Source organism: Candidatus Enterococcus moelleringii (genome assembly GCF_017377575.1).
GTDB classification, from domain to species: domain Bacteria; phylum Bacillota; class Bacilli; order Lactobacillales; family Enterococcaceae; genus Enterococcus_A; species Enterococcus_A moelleringii.
This window is the reverse complement of record NZ_JAFREM010000015.1, coordinates 85,080-104,133: the sequence shown is the minus strand read 5'-3', so window position 1 is coordinate 104,133 and position 19,054 is coordinate 85,080. Positions and strand designations below refer to the sequence as shown.

17 protein-coding genes are annotated in these 19,054 nt (G+C 40.6%); all 17 read right to left on the bottom strand.

The genetic code is table 11. The annotated features are described in order from the left end of the window. Positions 1–20 precede the first annotated feature (20 nt). Positions 21–374, bottom strand: coding sequence for a PTS glucitol/sorbitol transporter subunit IIA (locus JZO70_RS09705; RefSeq protein WP_207673364.1), 354 nt, complete (start codon positions 372–374; stop codon positions 21–23). Between the two features lie 29 nt (positions 375–403). After that, positions 404–1,477 (bottom strand): PTS glucitol/sorbitol transporter subunit IIB, encoded by a 1,074-nt coding sequence (gene srlE, locus JZO70_RS09700; protein WP_207673363.1) that lies wholly within the window; start codon positions 1,475–1,477, stop codon positions 404–406. A gap of 16 nt (positions 1,478–1,493) precedes the next feature. Next, positions 1,494–2,027 (bottom strand): PTS glucitol/sorbitol transporter subunit IIC, encoded by a 534-nt coding sequence (gene srlA, locus JZO70_RS09695; protein ID WP_207673362.1) that lies wholly within the window; start codon positions 2,025–2,027, stop codon positions 1,494–1,496. A gap of 15 nt (positions 2,028–2,042) precedes the next feature. Next, entirely contained in the window at positions 2,043–2,423 is a 381-nt protein-coding gene (locus JZO70_RS09690; protein ID WP_207673361.1) for a transcriptional regulator GutM, read from the bottom strand. Between the two features lie 60 nt (positions 2,424–2,483). Next, positions 2,484–3,734: an NAD(P)H-dependent oxidoreductase gene (locus tag JZO70_RS09685; RefSeq protein ID WP_207673360.1), complete on the bottom strand. Its 1,251-nt coding sequence runs from the start codon at positions 3,732–3,734 to the stop codon at positions 2,484–2,486. An 848-nt stretch (positions 3,735–4,582) separates the two neighbouring features. Beyond that, complete coding sequence (locus JZO70_RS09680; RefSeq protein WP_207673359.1) at positions 4,583–5,320, bottom strand: helix-turn-helix domain-containing protein; 738 nt, start codon at positions 5,318–5,320, stop codon at positions 4,583–4,585. A gap of 30 nt (positions 5,321–5,350) precedes the next feature. Further along, positions 5,351–6,382 carry a WxLIP family cell surface protein gene (locus JZO70_RS09675; RefSeq protein ID WP_207673358.1) on the bottom strand — a complete coding sequence of 344 codons (1,032 nt, stop codon included), beginning with the start codon at positions 6,380–6,382 and terminating at the stop codon, positions 5,351–5,353. 65 nt (positions 6,383–6,447) lie between these two features. Continuing rightward, entirely contained in the window at positions 6,448–7,068 is a 621-nt protein-coding gene (locus JZO70_RS09670; RefSeq protein WP_207673357.1) for a hypothetical protein, read from the bottom strand. A gap of 50 nt (positions 7,069–7,118) precedes the next feature. Then, positions 7,119–7,682 (bottom strand): WxL domain-containing protein, encoded by a 564-nt coding sequence (locus JZO70_RS09665; protein ID WP_207673356.1) that lies wholly within the window; start codon positions 7,680–7,682, stop codon positions 7,119–7,121. Further along, a complete protein-coding gene (locus JZO70_RS09660) occupies positions 7,672–8,004 on the bottom strand; it encodes an LPXTG cell wall anchor domain-containing protein (protein ID WP_207673355.1) in 333 nt (110 codons plus the stop codon). The genes JZO70_RS09665 and JZO70_RS09660 overlap by 11 nt, the downstream gene beginning before the upstream one ends. A 24-nt stretch (positions 8,005–8,028) precedes the next feature. Further along, entirely contained in the window at positions 8,029–12,279 is a 4,251-nt protein-coding gene (locus JZO70_RS09655) for an Ig-like domain-containing protein (RefSeq protein ID WP_207673354.1), read from the bottom strand. 938 nt (positions 12,280–13,217) lie between these two features. Continuing rightward, the gene (locus JZO70_RS09650; RefSeq protein WP_207673353.1) at positions 13,218–13,835 is read right to left on the bottom strand and encodes an AAA family ATPase; all 618 of its coding nucleotides are present in this window, start codon (positions 13,833–13,835) and stop codon (positions 13,218–13,220) included. Between the two features lies 1 nt (position 13,836). After that, positions 13,837–14,703: a class II fructose-bisphosphate aldolase gene (locus JZO70_RS09645; protein WP_207673352.1), complete on the bottom strand. Its 867-nt coding sequence runs from the start codon at positions 14,701–14,703 to the stop codon at positions 13,837–13,839. Between the two features lie 25 nt (positions 14,704–14,728). Next, on the bottom strand, positions 14,729–15,133 hold the full coding sequence (locus JZO70_RS09640; RefSeq protein ID WP_207673351.1) for a tetratricopeptide repeat protein: 405 nt from the start codon (positions 15,131–15,133) through the stop codon (positions 14,729–14,731). Between the two features lie 21 nt (positions 15,134–15,154). Beyond that, positions 15,155–16,438: a PTS sugar transporter subunit IIC gene (locus tag JZO70_RS09635; protein WP_207673350.1), complete on the bottom strand. Its 1,284-nt coding sequence runs from the start codon at positions 16,436–16,438 to the stop codon at positions 15,155–15,157. A 25-nt stretch (positions 16,439–16,463) separates the two neighbouring features. Further along, positions 16,464–16,772, bottom strand: coding sequence for a PTS sugar transporter subunit IIB (locus tag JZO70_RS09630; protein ID WP_207673349.1), 309 nt, complete (start codon positions 16,770–16,772; stop codon positions 16,464–16,466). Positions 16,773–16,804: 32 nt separating this feature from the next. After that, complete coding sequence (locus JZO70_RS09625) at positions 16,805–18,889, bottom strand: BglG family transcription antiterminator (RefSeq protein WP_207673348.1); 2,085 nt, start codon at positions 18,887–18,889, stop codon at positions 16,805–16,807. Between the last annotated feature and the right edge of the window lie 165 nt (positions 18,890–19,054).

Below are 19,054 nucleotides of genomic sequence, written 5' to 3'. Positions count from 1 at the left end.
GTAAGGGAGGTCGTTGCAAATTACAATACTTCGATTGTATCGCCAACTTCAAATTTTGGAAATCCGCCAGGGCTTGCGATGATCGCGCCTGGAAGTACTTCCTCTGCTTCATTACGGAAGTAGATGGAAATGTGTCCCAATTCTTCAAAATTTGCGTTCGCCTGAGAGCCAACTTCATCAATTGTAAATTCTTGATCTCCGAATTTTATTTTTCCACCAACTTTTAATGCATCCTTTGGTGTATCTTCAAATTCATGAATCACACAAATATCTCTCAATTCAGCAGTTGCTGTTGGTCCAAAGAGGATGATTAACTGTTCTTCTTCAAAAGCTGGTACCATGCTGCCGATTTCTACAATTTTTGTTTTTGTCATTTATTCATTCGCTCCCATTCAACTTCTTTTTAATACATACCAAAACTTGCTAACCAAGCCAAGATTACTGCAGTAAACCCAGTTAACATCCGACCATAAAGGATTGCCGGAACACCGATCGCTACTGTTTCAGGTTTTGCTTCCCCTAGTGACAAACCAACCGGGATAAAGTCACAACCACAATGAGCATTAATGGCAAACAAGGCAGGCAATGCGTACTGCACTGGTATCGAACCGTTCGCAATTTGCGTACCAATTAGTACCCCGATTACCTGAGAAATTACCGCACCAGGTCCTAAGATTGGTGACATGAAAGGAATCGTACAAATTAGTGACAAGACAATCATCCCTGGCAGTGAGCCTGCTAGTGGTGACAACACCTCAGCCAACCAGTCACCGATACCAGTGTAGTTGATAATCCCTACCATCATACTGATAAAGGCCATAAATGGAATGATATTTTTCAATAGCATATCTACCGCATCACGACCAGATTGATAGAAGGTACTCATAACTCCACCGATGGCACGAGAGAAACGAACCAGAATGCCGTCTTTTTTCGCCACTTCTTGAGCATGTTCTTCTTTAATCTTCGAATAGCGTTCTTTAAACTCAGTTTCTGATTCGCGACCTTCTTCTTGCTTCGTAAGAATCGCTTCTGTTTTTGCTGCCGATTCAGCTGAGCTGGCATGAGCATGATCTACTCCAGCCATTTGACGATCTTCTAAATTAGCATCTTCGACTAACGTTACATCCTCTGGACGAACCCCAGAAACGAAGATATCTTCTGTAATATGTTTGGACAAAGGTCCAGAAGGTGACGAAGGTAAAATATCCACCGTTGGGATACGTTTCATTGGATAAACCCCAATACGAGCTGTCCCGCCACAGTCAATGACTGCACATAAGGTTTCATCCTCTGGAATTTGATTTTTAAAGCCGTCACAAGCTTGACAGCCAGTTAAGTTGGCAATTTGCTGCGCCACCGGATGGATGCCGCCGCCAGTAACTGATACAACTTTATTTTTCTTTTCATTCGGTACTAAGGTTAAACCAACACCCCAACCTTTATTACCCGGTTTTACAAAGACTGTTTTATACATGCCGCTTCCTCCTTTTTTATGCGTTCGCTTTTTTCGCTTCTTTGGCCATCATGAATTTCGTCAACGTTTCAGTTACAATCCCACGCATCAGGATAACTACGATCCCAACTAGGAAGTAACGAACCGCTAGACTGGACTGGTTGTAGCCAGCCTCCATTACCCCATTCGCAATCCCCAGATAAACGAATAATTCACCTGCATTGGCATATGGGAATAAACCAGTAACGGGATGGACAAAAGACACAGCTGCATCATAAAAGGCTGGTTTTTCTTCTTCTTTAACGAATTTTCCAAACGTATAAGCCATCGGGTTAGTCAGCATTAGTACTGCTAAAATCGGCATTAATGTATAGCGTAAAATCATGTATTTAGAACAATAGCGAATCGCCCGGTCAACACGTTCTTCCCCGATAAATGAGATAACTGAGTAAGTGAAAGTTAGCAACACAATCAGCAAAGGAATAATTCCGGTCATGTAGCCCATGAACTGTTCCCCGCCGGCTTCAAACAACCCAATAAAGTTTCTTCCTGCCCATTCAATATATTTCATATTAATTTCCTCCTTTTAGGTAATCGCTTCCAACTTACGTGAGTAGATTTTCGACAACGCTTCTTCAATTTTCGACAGTTGACTTTCTTGAACCTTCTTACTGTAAAACTCTTCCAAATGCTTTCCTTGATACGACGAATCTTCCTTGAATTTAGCAAAGACGGTCATCCCACTGCAGCAATAGCATTGAATCACTTTGCCGTCTTTATCCACAACAACTGCAACCACTGTTCTCATCACGCGGCCTTTAACGACCTCCGTATAAAAATCATAGTCTGTTCCAGCCTGCTCCGTTGTAACCTTTTTAATGAAGCTTTGATACTGTTTTACTTGGGCAACACTTAGCACGCTTTGCAGCAGCATTAGTCCAATGAAAAAAATTACGAATCCACTCATAGGTTTGTTCCTTTCCAAAAGCAGACAGGGGGCGCCCCCCATCTGCTTTAATGATTACTCTTAGTCACCAAACGTTGAATCTTGTAATTTACGTAAACGATAAACCGTAGTTGATTCATCAATCTCAATGTCATCATACGTTAAGAAGGTGCCATCTTTAATGTCGCGTTTTGCAACCGATGATCCGCCAACTAAACCAATTGGCACATTGCCATTTTTCGCCATGTCTTCATGAGTTTCCAGTACACCGCGGACACAATAGCCGCCGATACCATCGATTTTTTCGCCTTTTTTAATGTCTTTCTTCGCAACTGCGACTGTTTCAGAGATTGGAGCACCCATTGGAACGATCGCATGGTCATGATTCAAGACCGCTTTCGCAATTGTAATTGGTGTTTCCAAGCTTGCTAAGTGATATGGACGGTAAAGAATGTGATGATCACGATCGCCCTTCTTCATCAAGTAGCTTAATTCATGCTGCACGCCTTCGTTTTGGCCTTTTACAATCACGAATACTCCTGGTGCTAAACCATCAACGTATTCAACGACGCCATATTTGCTTAAGACACCGCCATTTTCTTTCGTATCTAAATCTTTCACAACTGAATCTACGTCGCCGCTGATTCCGTGCATTCCCACTTTATCAGGAACAAATCCGATCGCATTCGATAGTAAGTTCATTTCCGCCATGGTCTTCGTGCCATCTTGGAAAGCGGCTAACATGTGGCTAGACATATGTTTCGCATCAGCTTCTGCTTGAGCAGTGTCTGGATTTGCGCTAACTTGCAGTTTGTTGTTCTTCCCTTTACCTGCAACTAAGACTTCCATCCCCATGCTTTTCGCAAATTCGAACAATTCAGTGGTTGCTGCTGGCTCATCGCCATCAGATCCGGTATAAACTAAATTCGCTGAATCATACATTTTCTTCATCAAAGGTCCAATGGTAATGTCCACTTCTACGTTCAAGAGAACTAAATGCTTTTGAGCTAACAAAGTTTCTAAGGAAATTTGCGCCCCAACTTCAGGTACACCAGTTGCATCGACAATTACTTCCACTTTATCGGAATGAATAATTTCTTTAAAATCTGAACTGGTTAAAATGTCGACTTTCTTTTCTGCACTTGCGTTGTAGGCATCGGCTGCACGTTTGGCTGCATCAATGTGAATATCGCTGACGCCGGTCACGGCCATTCCCGGAATTGTCGAAATCTGTGCGACCATTCCAAAACCCATTTGCCCTGCGCCGATTACTCCGACTTTAATTGGGTCATTGTTTCTTTCTCTCTCTAAAAGCTTTCCATACAGTGTCATTTGAACCCCTCCATTTAATTGTCATATGACAACTCAACTGTCATATGCTTAAGACACCCTTAGTATAACACGGCCCAAAAACATGTCAACGCTTTCTTTTATCTTTTTGCACCTTTTGTATGTATTGGAACATATGTTACAGCGGCCGAAACCCCTATAGAAAAGGTGATAGACGGCTTCTCAACAGGCTTTCTTCATCACTGACCTTTATAATATGAAAAACCAAAAAGGTATTAAAATAACGCAACATTTTTTAGGTGAAATTCAAGAAATCAGATTTTTTATAAAACCAAAAGAGATTGATCAGTAATTCACGTTTCACAAATTCACGAAGTTAACTGATCTGCTCATGGTCCTCTACCTTAAAAATTATTTGTATTTATAATTGTTATTAATCAATGATTAATAACTTATCACAAGATTGTGAGCGTTTGCACATTAAGCAATAGTCCTTCCTCTGCTGAAAAAAAACCGTCTGCCCTTTCTCCGTCTGCTCCCTCTCCCTATGCAATTTGTCATTTTACTTCTTCAAGCAATGCCTCTTTTTCGCAACACACCAAAAAATCCTGCGAAAATTTCTTCTGTTTGAAGAATTTTCGCAGGATAAATTTATTTTAGCCTCTAGTCTTTCCCCCGGCTACATTAATGGTTACGCCACTAATGTAGCTGGCACGATCAAATCTGGAAATTGCTTCTCTACTATCACCTAAATATAGTAAAGAGCTCTTTTATTGTTCATTTACTATTATTAATTTTTCGTGGATAGGGCTAGACCAAGATAAATTCCTTCTATTATATAAAGAGCATCCCTGTCAAAAAACAAGGATGCTCTTTATACCAACAACTATTTATTGTGCAGCAAGTGCGGGAACCTCTGTCTCCACACCTGGCATCTCTGGAAACAAATTTTTTTCCAGTATATATCCTTTACCCCATAAAGTCTTCAAACAACTGCCGTCCAGCCCAGCTATTTCAAGCTTAATTCTTAATCGTTTGATTAAGCCAGATAACTGAGATTGATTGGAATTCGTCGGTTTTGAATGCCAGATCATCTCACAAAGTTCATCTCGCGAATAAACAGTACCATCTGCCTCTAACAAACAATGGAAAACTGCTTTCTCTAAACGGGATAGAGAAACATTTTCTAACAATTCCTGCTCATTATAGGGTATGGCTTTTGTCATTAAGACAACTCGGTTGTTCAACGATTTTGTACTCATTGCATTCGGAACACTTAATACTTCACGAAGCGTTTCCGTTGATGGCTCGTTTGACAAGAATCGTTTGACTCCAGATATCTTCTGCTTATCCAGTTCTTCTTCGGAAAATGAAGCATCAGTTTTTTGAATAATCAGGTCCACGTGATTTCCTAAAAGAAGTAACACACGCCCCCGTTCCTTATCTGTGATCGTATCGCTTAGCAGCACAATTTGGAATTCCTTTAACAACTCTTGGGGTACTGTACCACGCATAAGCATTTCTAAAAGTGAATTTGTACAAAAGACTTCATGACCTAACAAGCGAATTTGTTGTTCGATCTGTTGCTCAGCAAAACAGCACTTAGTTAATAACAAAATTCGACACATTGGTTATCTCCTTCTTTCTTCTTTCCTGTATTAAACTGTCTCTCCGTCTTTGCGATTTTTCTTGCGGCGGGTGACGATCAAGTAAATGATTAGAATTAAAATAATTCCACTAAGAATACCTAAGGCAATGAACAGCCAGCGATTATTACTTTCAACGGTAATTCCGACAGCATCGTTATTGATCCGGTCAGCGTCCTCATCTGTAACAGTAAATATCTTATCAAACTCCCAACGATTGCCGCTTTGATCTTCGGCCACCATATTGAGACGATAATCACCAGGGTACATCGGATCTCCATCTGTTGGAATGAAATAATTGAAGGTTGTATTCGGGGCTACCCGATGATCCGTCGTTTTGGCTTCTTTGACAACATCGTCTGAATCTGCGCGATAGACCTGCGCATCAATCGTTAAATCTGTAATGTTCATGGCCTGTGGATTTTGCAAGTTTACTACAAACTGCGGCTTGAATCCTCTAAGATCCGCAGTGACTTTCTTCAATTGCATATCTGGTTTAACAACCGTATCGTTTTCAGTCAGAATGACACCAATCACATAGGCCGTAGCTACACTGACACTATTCTCAGCCTGCTGGTTGTCACTAACTTTTGAAACCCGAATGCCGCCAAGGTTCATGCCATCAAATTCTTCTGCCGGCATTTTCAAGGTAATATCGATGATGGACTGGCTTTTTGGGGGAAGTTTGATTTGGTTTTGAGCACTAGCGATTGTGTCGAAGGGCTGAGCTAAGGTTTCATCAACTGGGTTCTCCGTTTTTTGATAATCGATAATGACATTATTGTTGGTAAATGCATTGTTTAATTGAATCTCGTAAGTTGCTGCTTCATCACTCTCATTACTGATTTCTACTTGAATGACTTGTTCTTGGTCTGGCGCCATTCGCAAATCAAAGAAGGAGCGTCCGGTATCCCGCTGATTCTCAGGGAGCATCGCCCGAACCGAATAGCCCACTCCGTCGTCAGCAGCATCTTCTGCATATACGTTCACACTGCCGATTAATCCAATCAATATAACGAATAAAACTCTACCTATTTTTTTCATCCTGTCCTCCAAATATGTACCAAGAGAACTAGAAGACTAGTTCTCTTAAAGGTTGTGCTATGAGCTTATATTGTGTCGTTTAATTCGAATGTGATCGTGCCATCGTAAGTACCTGCATTTGCGTCAGTTATCTTCATATTTGATTTAATCTGACCGTCTTTACCACCTTCTTTAAACACATAACTACCCACCACTCCTGTTGGAACAGTGACAACCGGTACAGTATCTCCATCAATAAGAGTTGCTAAAGTACCAGTAGCCTCTCCATTTGTAGAATCTCCCATAGTAACGTCAAGTGATACTAAGGTATTAGACGCTGTTAAATCTGCTTGTGTATAACTAGCAGATAATTCCCACTCACGATTAGTTAGGGTTGTTCCAACTGGCGCTTTATCTTCACCTGTAATAAAGCGAGTATCCATTACTTTAGCATCTCCTGTAACTGTAGCATCAGCACTGATTGTACCCGCAGATACTGCATGTGGGCCGTAATTAAACTCCGATGGAACTTGCAACAACTGAAGTTTGTCGTAATCATCGTGATTTTCATCCTCAATATTTTTAATCGTAATCGTTGTATCAGAATCTAATTCTCCACCTGCAACTACCGCTGCACTCGCTGGAGCAGCAGCCCCCACAATCGCCATTAACACTAACATTGAACCGAACAGTTTGATTTTTTTCAATTTAAATTCCTCCATTTTTCTATTTATATCAAGTTCATTTGATATCCATTTTATAAAACATCCTGTATTGCCCATTCCATCGGCGCATAATAATCGCCTAATTGGTTGTTTTCTTTGACCATCAGGGAAATATTTTCTTTAGGCACGCGATAAGTAATCGTCCCGCTTCCTTGATGATCCGTTAAACGTACGACCTCAGTTGCTTCACTGGTTGATACTGCATCGACGCGTTTTACTTCACTGCAGATATTTATGGGAAGCCACTCTTGATCGGCTTCTACCTGACCTGCACCTAATGTGTATTCGTAATTCTCCAGCTGATGACCTTCCACGCTAGTAAAAGGCTGAGAAATCAGCATCAATTTCCAATCAGCTGAGGTCTCTTGATTTTTCCTGATTACTACCGAAAAATCATCCAACGCCTGATAGGTTATTACCCCATCATTTGTGCCAACCAGACCAAAGTCTACATTCGTAACCGACATAACCTCAATCGGCTGCGGCAAAATCGTGATAGTCGTAGAGGATTGACCGCCATTGGCTAAGGCACTCACAGGAGAAAAAATGCTGCAGATGAGTAAAGCAACTAAAGCACCGAATCCTTTACCTTTCATTTGCTTTCCTCCTTGCCAACAGGATGATCACTACACCCAATAACAACAGCGTTCCCATCAACGCAGCTAGATAGCCAATGACTTCGTTGGTTTGCGGCAATTTTTTGTTACTCTCCGAAGCTGCCGCAGAGCCGTTTTGCGGTAACGTGGTTTTGCCAGTTCCAGATGAATTGCCGTCTCCGGCTGCCGGCAATTCATCTGTATTATCTACCAGCTGCACATGCACATAGGATCGTTGACTTGAGGCTTCACCCGTTAAAGGAAGCAGTGACAAAAAGCTGACTGAAAAAATACCGATGATAACAATTAAAAGCTTTTTCATTCTTCGCTACATCCTCTCCTTTTTTTAGAGTCCATCATTTAGTACAAACTCAACTTTTCCCTTGTAAGTTCCGAGCCCCAAAGCAGGATTCAGTTCAAACAGGATTCCCTGATCATCTGACCAGTCAGAGGAATAGTTGTTGTTCGATTGGGCAGCGGTTGCTTTATCAAGAACAACAGTCCCTTCATTAAGGTAGGTGTGATCAGCTTCTCCATAGAGTGCCAGCAAATCAAGACTTTTTGCGATGGCTGGTGATGATTCATCCCAAATAGGTTTTGTCGAAACTTGAACCTCCCAATTGGCATTGGCAGTTGAATCATAAACAACGATCTTGTTTTCCACTTGATCGATTGGGGCTGTAAAATTCTCGGCTGCCAGCTCATTAACAGTCCGAGAGCCATAGTCAAGGTTAGGAACTTGCATCAGTTTAAGCACAGATGCAAGTTGAATTTCAAAAGCTGTTGGTACTAAGGAAATATCGTGATAAGGAATCGTTTCTCCATAATCCAGTGTCCAATTTCCTTGATCTTTATTAATAGACTGCGGATCTCCAAATAGATTCCCTACTGGTCCGTCATCAATTAAGGTCACATCTGTTAAATCCGAAGTATCTTGGGCGTAGACAAAAACTTTTTCAAGATTTGTGAGATCCAACTTTGCAGTCCATGCACCATTCTCAGCTGCTTCGGTTGTGCCTAGTTCGGTATAATCACTACTATAGATAGCAACTTTTGCACCTGGCTCAGTCGTTCCTGCTATTGTAGAATCTGCCTCAGCTTTTACTTCTTCAGTAGTCACCTTTATTTCAGGAGGTAAAACATCTACTGTTTGCTGCGTACCCAATAAATCATCAGCTGCATAGTCTCCATATTCACTAGCACCCGGTTCAGACGTATCAGCTATTCCCTTCATTCCTTTATACCAAGAACCAAGTATTTCAATCGTTGTCCCCGGCTTCAAATGATTTCCAGCTCCTAAATCAATGCGGATATTGGCGTCTTGTGGTGCCCAGCCGACTCCCGATCCTCCTTGATTAAAAGAATTCACTAAGGTTGTTACTTTTTGATCTTCTTGATCCGTGTAGTGAACGATTAATGCACCTATGTTGGTTGAACTAGCCGCTTCATAAACGAAATCTGTTCTTCCATGTTCATCTTTACTAGTTTCAAAATGATTCTCTTCATCACGTTTTGGAAGTTCTATTTTGGCAAAAATACTGCTATCAGCATTGGTCGATTGATAGAAGTCTGTCACTCTTGCCTGGATATCACTTTGCGATTTCATATATGAATATTGGTTGATACCGTTAGCGAATTCCTCTGGATCAGCAGCTTTAAATTCACTTCCAGACAGTTTATAGTCCCTTCTAGAAATAATGTCAGTTGGCTTTTCTGCATGACCTGCCCCAGTTTTCCAAAGCGATGTCAAAATATTAATCGCATCTAATTCCGAACCTTCATGATAAGCGCCTAATAGGTCACCGTCGACGTTGTAATTTTGAATTTCATAATTAGCAGGTTTGTCTAATTTGAATTTTAATATTCCTTGGGCACCATGATCACTTGCAGCATTGAAGATTCCTGCCCCTGCCGTGTTTCCGCGAGCGATGAAATTCGTTCCAGGATTTGCCGTAACAGAAATGATCCCGTGATCCTCTCCTTGACCCTTGCCAGCATGAATGGCCGCACCGCCTTTAGCATCAATTAGCACACGGCTATTATCCGCCACACCAGATCGACCTAACGTAAAACTGGCTTGATTCCATTCCTCGTTTTGGATATTGTCAAACTGAACAGCTACAAGATCACCTTCACCTTTGGGGTCCATCCCCTCGTTGCTGCCCTTGCCTTTATGTGTTACTTCAAAAGCACCGCTGTTGGTCACATTAATTTGATTACTATTCCCGCCTACGCGAACACCAGCCGACTTAAAATTCCCTTGTTCTTTAGTCAATACAAAAGAGGCGTTATCAATATTAAACTTATAGTTCCCTTTCGCATCTCCCGTTCCGCCAGAGTATCCGAATAGACGTATACCAGGAAAACATTCTTCAGCATTGAATCTGCTGCCACCTTCATCAGGAATGATCCTAGGATCAATTCCCGATCCAGACACAACGTTAAATTCCGATTGATCCTTGATGTTGAATTGTCCTTCGTTTCCACGCATGAAAACGGCCGTCCCATAATCATTTTTCAGATCTACTTTACTAGAGTTTATTACATTAATGGAAGATCTCTGTTGCTTAATAGCAATCAGTCCTTCCTGATTATTACCATCATCTCCACTATTATAGGATCTTCCTTTGAGGGAAATAGTTGAACTATCAATAGTCAATTCGGAGGAAGTTTTGTCGTAATTATTTCCATGAGAAAAATCGATGATTGCTAGTACGGGAGTTTCAACATCAGAAACTACGGTGTCTTCACCATCAATATCAATATTCGATTGACCGTCAACGGTCATTTTGCTATTGCTGACCTCCGTATAATACAATCGAAAGGTTTGGCCGCCTCCATCAGGGGTAGTAATACTGGAGTTGTTTGTTACTAAAAATTCTCTTGCTTCTACAAATTTCATTTCAGGATTTACTGTTTGGATATTAATTTCTGCTGTTACTTGATCGAATGTTACTTTAGAGCCCTTCGCGAATGTTCCAGTTGATTGAGTCATATCTAAATTTATTGATTTAAACGCTATATCATTACTATCTAAGCTATCCGCAAAATTCCCACTAGACAAATTTAACCTTGCTGTGTTCGCTACATTCTTAGGGGTGAGACTTGCTACATCTGAAGTCAAGGTTACTAAACTGTTTCCTCCAACAAAACTTGTATTGGTTCGATCCATTTCAATTGAGGTATTTCCTTCGAAAGTCATCTTGTTTTGACCATCAAAACTACCAAACCAAAATATATGATGAGCACTTCCCTGAGTACCTGCTCCATTTTTTACAACAAACTTAGAATCTTCTTCGAATAAAACTTCACTTCCAACATTATCAAAAACAGTGAAATCATTACCATAACCAGTTAAAGTGTTGTTGCCGCTCATAGTTACCTTTGCCATTCCATCAAATAGCGCTCTGTTGACATTGCCATAATCACAGTAGATAGAAATTAAATTGGAGTCCTTAACAACAATCTCCTCTGCCCCTGAACCTACCATTGGCTGACGAGCACCATTGGCTGACGGCGGGGTTATAGTCACTTTGTTAAACATAACCTTCTTAGCACTTCCAATTACTAGCGCATTTATGTTAAAGGTGTTCATTCCCAAAGTAACTGTATCAAATGCTAGCTCCCCTTCTGGCCTAGCATTAAAGGAAACTCTACGATTGCCATCATTATAGGTAGGATCCAAATCCCGGTTAACTGCTTCCCCGCTAGTTTCGTCACCCTTCCAACCAATGATTTTTACAGGACGTACAATCGAAATTTCTCCTTTTTGGCTCCAGTTGTTTGATGGTGGTCCAATATCTTTTGTTACCCGAACTTCCGTAGCCCCATCATTGATTGCTCTTTTAAGTTCTGCCCAATTACTGACTGTACTAATTTTAACCGCATCTGCTAAAACTGAATTCTGACGTTGCGTGAATGCTAATTCATTACTCTTAGATTCTTCTGTCGACGATTGCTTTACTTCTTCATCTACAATCGATTCCTTAGTAGTATCAGTTTTCGCATCTGCTGTTAAATTGGTTGGGATTTCGGTTTCTAGGCGATTGCCGCTGTCTGAGGAAAGATCGTAGGTTTCCGAAGTTTGTTCAGTATCTGTAATTTTAGCTTCCATAATATCTTTATTTTCGGTGATCATTGTGGTAGTTTCTTTTATTTGTGGTTGAACAGTTACTCCTGCTTGTGTTGCATCATCCAATAAATCAGCGATTACAATCACCTGTTGTTCCTCTGCTGCCTGTCCATCTTCGCCAACCAAGTAAACACCATCTTGTTCTGTAAATAATTGATCGCCACTCGCATCGGTTACGGATTTCAATGACATCCCAGTAAAATCTGAGAAACTAATAAGCAGATGGCTGGTAACATTTTCTGAACTAACCGCTTTGGTCAATGTTAACTCCCATTGGATCGTGGATGCTGCTTCATCAATCGAGGGCTCAGAAAATATGAACCGTCCTTTTTCTGTCTGAATTGCCGCGATTGTTTCGGCATAACTAATGTTGCTGACTGTGCTGATAGTTGTTTCCGCTATCGTGGCCCCCAAAAACAAAGCAGTTGCACAAACTGCTCCCAACCTAATGATGCTTCTCTTCAAGTTCATCCCTCCTTTATATCCTTACCTCCGACAAATCACTCCGGATGAAACTAGTCTTGATCACCTATTCAAGTTAGAAAAAGTTGCTGATATTTATTGCGAATCAAAATATAGGAATTGAAAGGTTTTAAAACGATTGAGCCTTTTGGCAATATGTACTAGAGGACTACGTTTATTACACTTCCTTTAATAATCGCTTGCATCTATATCATCTTCTTCGAAATGCAACAAAAAAATAGTGACAAACACTCTTTTGTTATAAAAATATTCGCCTAAACAAAAATATGCAAAATATTAATTTGTAATAACGAAATAAATTATTATCGGGTAACATTTCAGTGTTTCAGGCTTATCTTATTATCAGCATACTTTAATATTTTATACGTGTCAACGTTAATTCATAATATATACGATAAACAAAAATTCAAATTAATTATTTTTTCGATGAGAATATCTGCAAAAATGTAGGGAGAGGTGTTCCATCGAATCAAGAGGTTCAACGTTCTTTAATCGCACAGGGTGCTGAATAGATACAGAAAAATTTCAGAAACTGCGTTATCATTCAATCAAACCTTTCATCCTTGCGAGTTATCACTTTTAAGAAGAAAAAAGATACGCTCCACCAATTAATTCAAAGGCCATTCGATAAAATTTGTTATTTTATATCGATAATAAACTTTGGGCATAGTCAATTACAAACGTGAAAAAGCTCTATTAATTCCAACCATTGTAGATATGCGATTCGTCTTAGATTGGCATTCATCGATAAAATCGACAATTCTCTTGCTTCACTCTCTAGACATATTTTCTATCCTTCTAAGAAAGATTCAAAGTGCTTAGCAGCTCATTCATTGTCTTTCATAAAACGGCAAAAAAAATCAGAGAATACATAATGATATGCCTCTCTGATTTTTCCACTTAACTAAGTTATTATTAAATTACCAATTATCCTCTATCCGTTCTTTCAACCTCTGGATAAACGGCTGATAATCCACTTTGCTAAAATCCGAAACATCAAACTCCACCAATTCCCCTAATTGGAACTGATTATAGCCCCGATCTTGGATCACCTGACGGAATTCTTCTTCGGTAATGATGGCATCCGCCTGGGTACGGTCTGCTAACTGATCGCCAAAATGATAGTGGGTCATGATATGACTTAAATGACGATCGTTTTCCACATCACGAACTTTCCGCCGCTGCCACAATACATCAAAGTCAGCAACTAATCGCACCGTAATTACTTGGTAGTCATACTTTTCAGCTAACCCCTGCAGCTTATCCGCTTGCTTAGCACTAAACGGATACTCCGACAGAATCACTCGTTTGCCAGCTTCCATATACAAATCCAGCACCCCATAGTAAAATTTCCAGACCCGTTTTTCCAATTCAGCTTTTTCGGCGGCATTATCAAAACCCACTGAATCAGCTAAAATTTCTTTGCCTTCATCCGGAGTTAGAACAAACAACTCCGGAATGACTTTTTTGATTTCATTGATTAAATAGGTTTTGCCAGTTGCCGGACTTCCTGCAAGTAAAATCAAATACTTCTTCATACTATTTTTTCATAGATAATGGGCTATCTGAATTCATAAATAGTCCGATTTTGTGTTTAACGATTTCTTTGACTTTCATGTTTGCAGGAATCACATTGTGACGCAATGATTTGTTGACTTCGGTTTCGCTAAATGATTCTTTCGCAGTTTTTGTCCAGTTGACTAACAATTCTGTACCGACATTGAATTTGCGGATGCCGTGGTTGATTAATTCAGGATAGTCTTCTTCTTTTACTCCGGTTCCACCATGAACAACTAACGGAATATCAACAACCGCGTGAATTTCTTTTAGTAATGGAATGTTCACTTCGGTTTTTGATTTGAATTGGCCGTGGTTTGTACCGATTGCAATTGCCAAAGCATCAACGCCAGTATGTTTAACAAATTCCACTGCATCTTCTGGTTTCGTATAAACTTTGTCGTCTTCAGCAACGGAAATACCTTCTTCGGTTCCGCCGATGGTTCCAAGCTCGCCTTCCACTGAAGCGCCGTGAGCGTGAGCATATTCAACAACTGCTTTGGTTTTGGCAATATTTTCTTTGAAAGGTAAATGTGAGCCATCGTACATGACACTAGAGTAACCAGCATCAATCGCCGCTTTGATTTCATCAAAGTCGCGGGCGTGGTCCAAATGCAGGCAGACGTCTACCATTTCATCTTCAGCGATTTCTTTAGCTACAGCCACCATTACTTTGTAGCCGATGTATTTAGCTGTATCAATACTTGTTTGAATGATGATTGGTGCGCCCATTTCTTTAGCCGCTCGGATCATTTCTGGCAGCATTTCTAAGTTGTGGGTGTTAAAAGCCCCAACTGTCATGTTCAATTCTGTTGCTGTTTGTGTTACTTCTTTTAATGTTTTATACATCTATCCATTACCTTCTTTTCTATTTTTAGCCACTGATAGTGACTTTTTTAGCAATTTGTCGCATGTCGTCCATCTTGTTCATGTAATAATCGATACCGGCATCATCGCCGTTGCGGGCAGCTTCTGCCCGCTTAGCATTGTAAAGACTCATCAATTTTTTGTAGCCGTCTTTGATGGTTAATTTGTAATCAAGGCTGGTTTCCAAAGCTTTGATGGCCTGATCGGTGTCATCTAGTTGGGCATAGGCTAAGCCTAGTTGTTCGTATAATTTAGCCATGGCTTCTTTTTCTTCCGGATCAGCCGCCTCAATTTGCTTAGTTAAGTCTTGAATCTGATTGTTGAGCGTTTGTTTTTCTTCTTCGGTTAAGGTAGGTTCAACAACTTCTTCCACCTTGGCCTTTTTATCTTTCTTTTTCAAAAATCCAAACATGATGTGCTCCTTTCCGTTCGCCTAAAATGCTTTCAGGATTGGACTTAAAATCCATGCGTATAACAAGGCTACAGTAACAGTATCAACATCGGTTGCCGTTGCATTGATGAAGCCCATTTGATTGAAGATCGTTACCAATAATGCTGGCAGCAGCGTGATAAAGAATCCGTGAGCGATACCACCAATAATTGCACCACGACGTCCGCCGACTGCATTACCGAAGATACCTGCTGTACCACCGGCGAAGAAGTTAGTTAACATACCTGGCAAGATCATTGCTAAGCCGAACATAGGCAGAACAAACATCGCAATAATGGTTCCGATCGTTGTTGTAATGAAGCCTAAAATTACTGCATTTGGCGAGTAAGGGAAGAATACCGGGCAGTCCAAAGCGGGAATCGCATTTGGTACTAGCTTCATCGCAATACCACGGAAGGCTGGTACAATTTCACCTAACAACAGACGAACACCTGATAGTAGAACGTAAACCCCAACAACAAATTGAATAGCTTGTAAAAAGGCAAACATCAAGTAGTGCTGTGAACCTGTATCCACCGCACCTGCTCCAGCAAAGGCTGCAGTGATGATGTACAACGGCACCATTACTACCATTACTGATAAGTAAGTGTCTTGTAAGAATTCAAAAGATTTTGGCATATTGATATCTTCGATTGATTTTTTATTTTCGCCTTTTTCACCGAAGATATAAGCAACGCCCGCTTCAAACATATAACCAATGGTACAGAAGTGACCCAAGGCAATATCGTTTGATCCGGTAATTTTGCGAATGATCGGTTGAGCAATCGCCGGCATTGCCACTGCGAAGACAGCACCAACGAACCCACCTACTAGAATCAAAACAATTCCTCGTAAACCTGAGAAGAATCCGAAGACTGTCGTCATCGTAGCCATCCATAAAATCGCTTGTCCAGTTAAGAAGATATATTTCCATTTCGTGAAGCGGGCAATGATAATATTAAAAACAAAAATTGCTAAGAAGGTTAACGCGATGTCGCGGCCTAAACCTAATTCATTCATCGCTTGTCCGTTAATTGCTTCAATGGAAGGAATAATCCCCTGCATATGGAAGCCGGCCGTAAAGATTTCCCCAAAGTAGGTTAAGCTGCCCACGATAATACTAGAACCAGCACTCAATACTTGGAAGCCCAGCAAGGTCTTCAACGTTCCGGAAATGACCATCCCAACGGATTTCTTTTGCAGCACTAGACCCAGCATGGCGATTAGTGCGATAGTGATTGAAGCTTGTGTCAAAATGTTCTGAATAATAAAATTAACTACACCCATTTTTTTGTCCCCTTTATTCTATTTTTTACAAAGCACCTTTTGCTTCTAAAACCGGTAATAATTTTTCTTCAATTTCCGCTTTTGAGACAATGTTCTTCAAGAAGACCACTGACGTTTTGCTTTCATCAATTGAAAATTTTTCAAACTGCGATTTAAAATTTTGCGCCGTAATGATAATGTCTGGCTGAACCGATGCTGCCGTTGAAATATCCACGTGATCCAATTTTGCATCTACATTATGTGCGTTCAATACATCCTCTGCTGCCATTTGAGCCGCAAAGCTGCTTCCTAAACCGGCACCACATACAAATAAAATCTCTACTCTTTTTCCCATAATCATTTCTCTCCATTCTATGTTTTAAATAATTAATTCCCTGGTTCACTAAATAATGCTGCTTTGAATTCTTCGATATCGGTATATTCACTCAACCGATCAATTTTGTCTTCGTCATTGATTAACTCCACTAAACCTTTCATAATGTTCAGGTGGGAGAAGGAATCAACGGCGGCTAAGCAAAAAACAATTTTTACTGGATCGTTTAGATCGTTGCCAAATTCAATCGGCTCCTTCAAGGTAGCCACACTTAGTCCCAGCTTGTTTACACCATCCTCGGGACGGGCATGAGCTAAGGCAATGTGCTTGCCGATCACAATATACGGCCCAAATTCCTTCACCGAATCAATCATGGCTTGGACATAACTTTTTTCAATCACGGCTTCCTTCAATAAAGGCTCGGCGACATTTTCAATTGCTTCTTCCCAGTCAGCGACGGGCTGATTCAACAAAATCGCACTATCCTTCAATACATCTTTCAACATCGGCTGAATCTCCTTTTTATTGATCACTAAATGATTTTGATCAAAGATTAGTTCTAACTCTTTATAAATTTCACCATTCACCTTGCCCTGACTTTTTTCGATAATATCGATCAAAGAATAAAACAGGCGAGTGGAGTCATTCGAATTGTTAATTAAACGCTTGTACTTGCTGTTCTCGTTTAAAAAGTGCTGAATCCGTTTTTTGCTTTCTTCCTTAATAATCGGGTCCAGCTCCAGCAGCGGTTTCTTGTCATAGGTAACCTGGACTGTCGAAAAGACTAGATCCACATCCAATTTCTCGATTAGATCAATTTCCCGTGAGCTTAAAACTGCTAGCACCTCGATATTGAAAAGCTCCTTTAGGTTTTCTGATAGAAGCTTTCCGGTAGCCATCCCGTGGTTGCAAATCACAACAGCCTTGTAGACATAATGCAAATCCTGATTAATCGCACTAACCGAAGTAGAAAAGTGAATGGTTAGAAAGGCGATCTCATCGTCACTCAATTTTTTGATGGTCCATTTCTCAATCTCTGGTGTGAACTGATGGATGGCGGTGTAAATATTGCCGTAATTCTTTTGGATGTTTTCCTTCAACGGATTAACGATTTGAACATCATTTCTCACGCGATTGATTAAGCCAGCAATGTGCTTATACAGCCCCTCCTGCAAAACTTCTTCCTTACGAGAAAAAGGAATCTTGGTTTGCTTTTCGACAAATTGAATCATCTGAATCGACAAGAGCTGAGCCTGTACCCACTCGATGGAATTATGCATGTCGCGGGAGTTGAAAGTGTTCAGCATGAACACAATGTACTTAATTTCAATTTCCGGCGGACGAATGGCGAAGGTTTCACAAATGGCATTCACGTAATCGCGAATTTCACTTTGTGGTGTATCGACAACCTCCCAGGTCGTGCTGGCGATCAAATCCTGCCGCATGTAACGACTAAGCCAAACAGCAGTAAAAACAATCAGCTGATTACGATAAATATTGTCTTCCACTGACGAGACCGACTGATCATGCAGCTGATCCAGCTTTTGCAGCAGCTGAATGGGAATATAACGATCCAGAATCGAACGGTTTAACGAGGAAAATTGTTCTTTGGCTGGATCAATCATCCCAACGGTGTGGTTGATAATGTCGTAAATCATGGTGCGAATCGATCGTTCTGCTCCCCGCAGGACAATCCCTTGCTTGGGAATACTTAGTACTTCGATCCCATAGCTTTGCAAAGTGGCGCGAACCCGCCGCATATCTTCATCCAAGGTACTTTTGGAAATGACATACTCTTCTTCCTTCTGATAGAGAAAAACCGGTCGTTTGCCTAAAGAAAAAGCTAGAATCAAATCAAAAATCCGATTTTCACGTTCCAGGTAATCCGGCGTATCCACCTTCTTAGTGAATTCGTTCAGCCGGTTCAGCTGTTCCTTGGTTAAAACCAGCTGGTAGCCTTTTTTGCGAACGTTCTCAATTTCAGGGAGCTTTTCGTTAACTAAAAATTCATTGATCTCCTTTAGCTCATTGCGAATTGTTCGAGCACTGATATGAAATTTTTCCTCCAGCGCCTGCAGGTCTAAAGGATACTCAGTAGTTATAAAAAGTTTTAGGATGGTCCGTGTTCGATCTTTCATTTCTTATCCCCTCGTCTAAACAAAGTATATAGTCGGCAGCAATTCTTGATAAGTAGAGATTGTTGCCACTTTTTTGTGCAAAAATGTAAGCGCTGTGATGCGTTTAGGTTATTCTCTACTATATAAATAGCTATCCCAGCAAGTTATTTTTATTAATTAAACAAA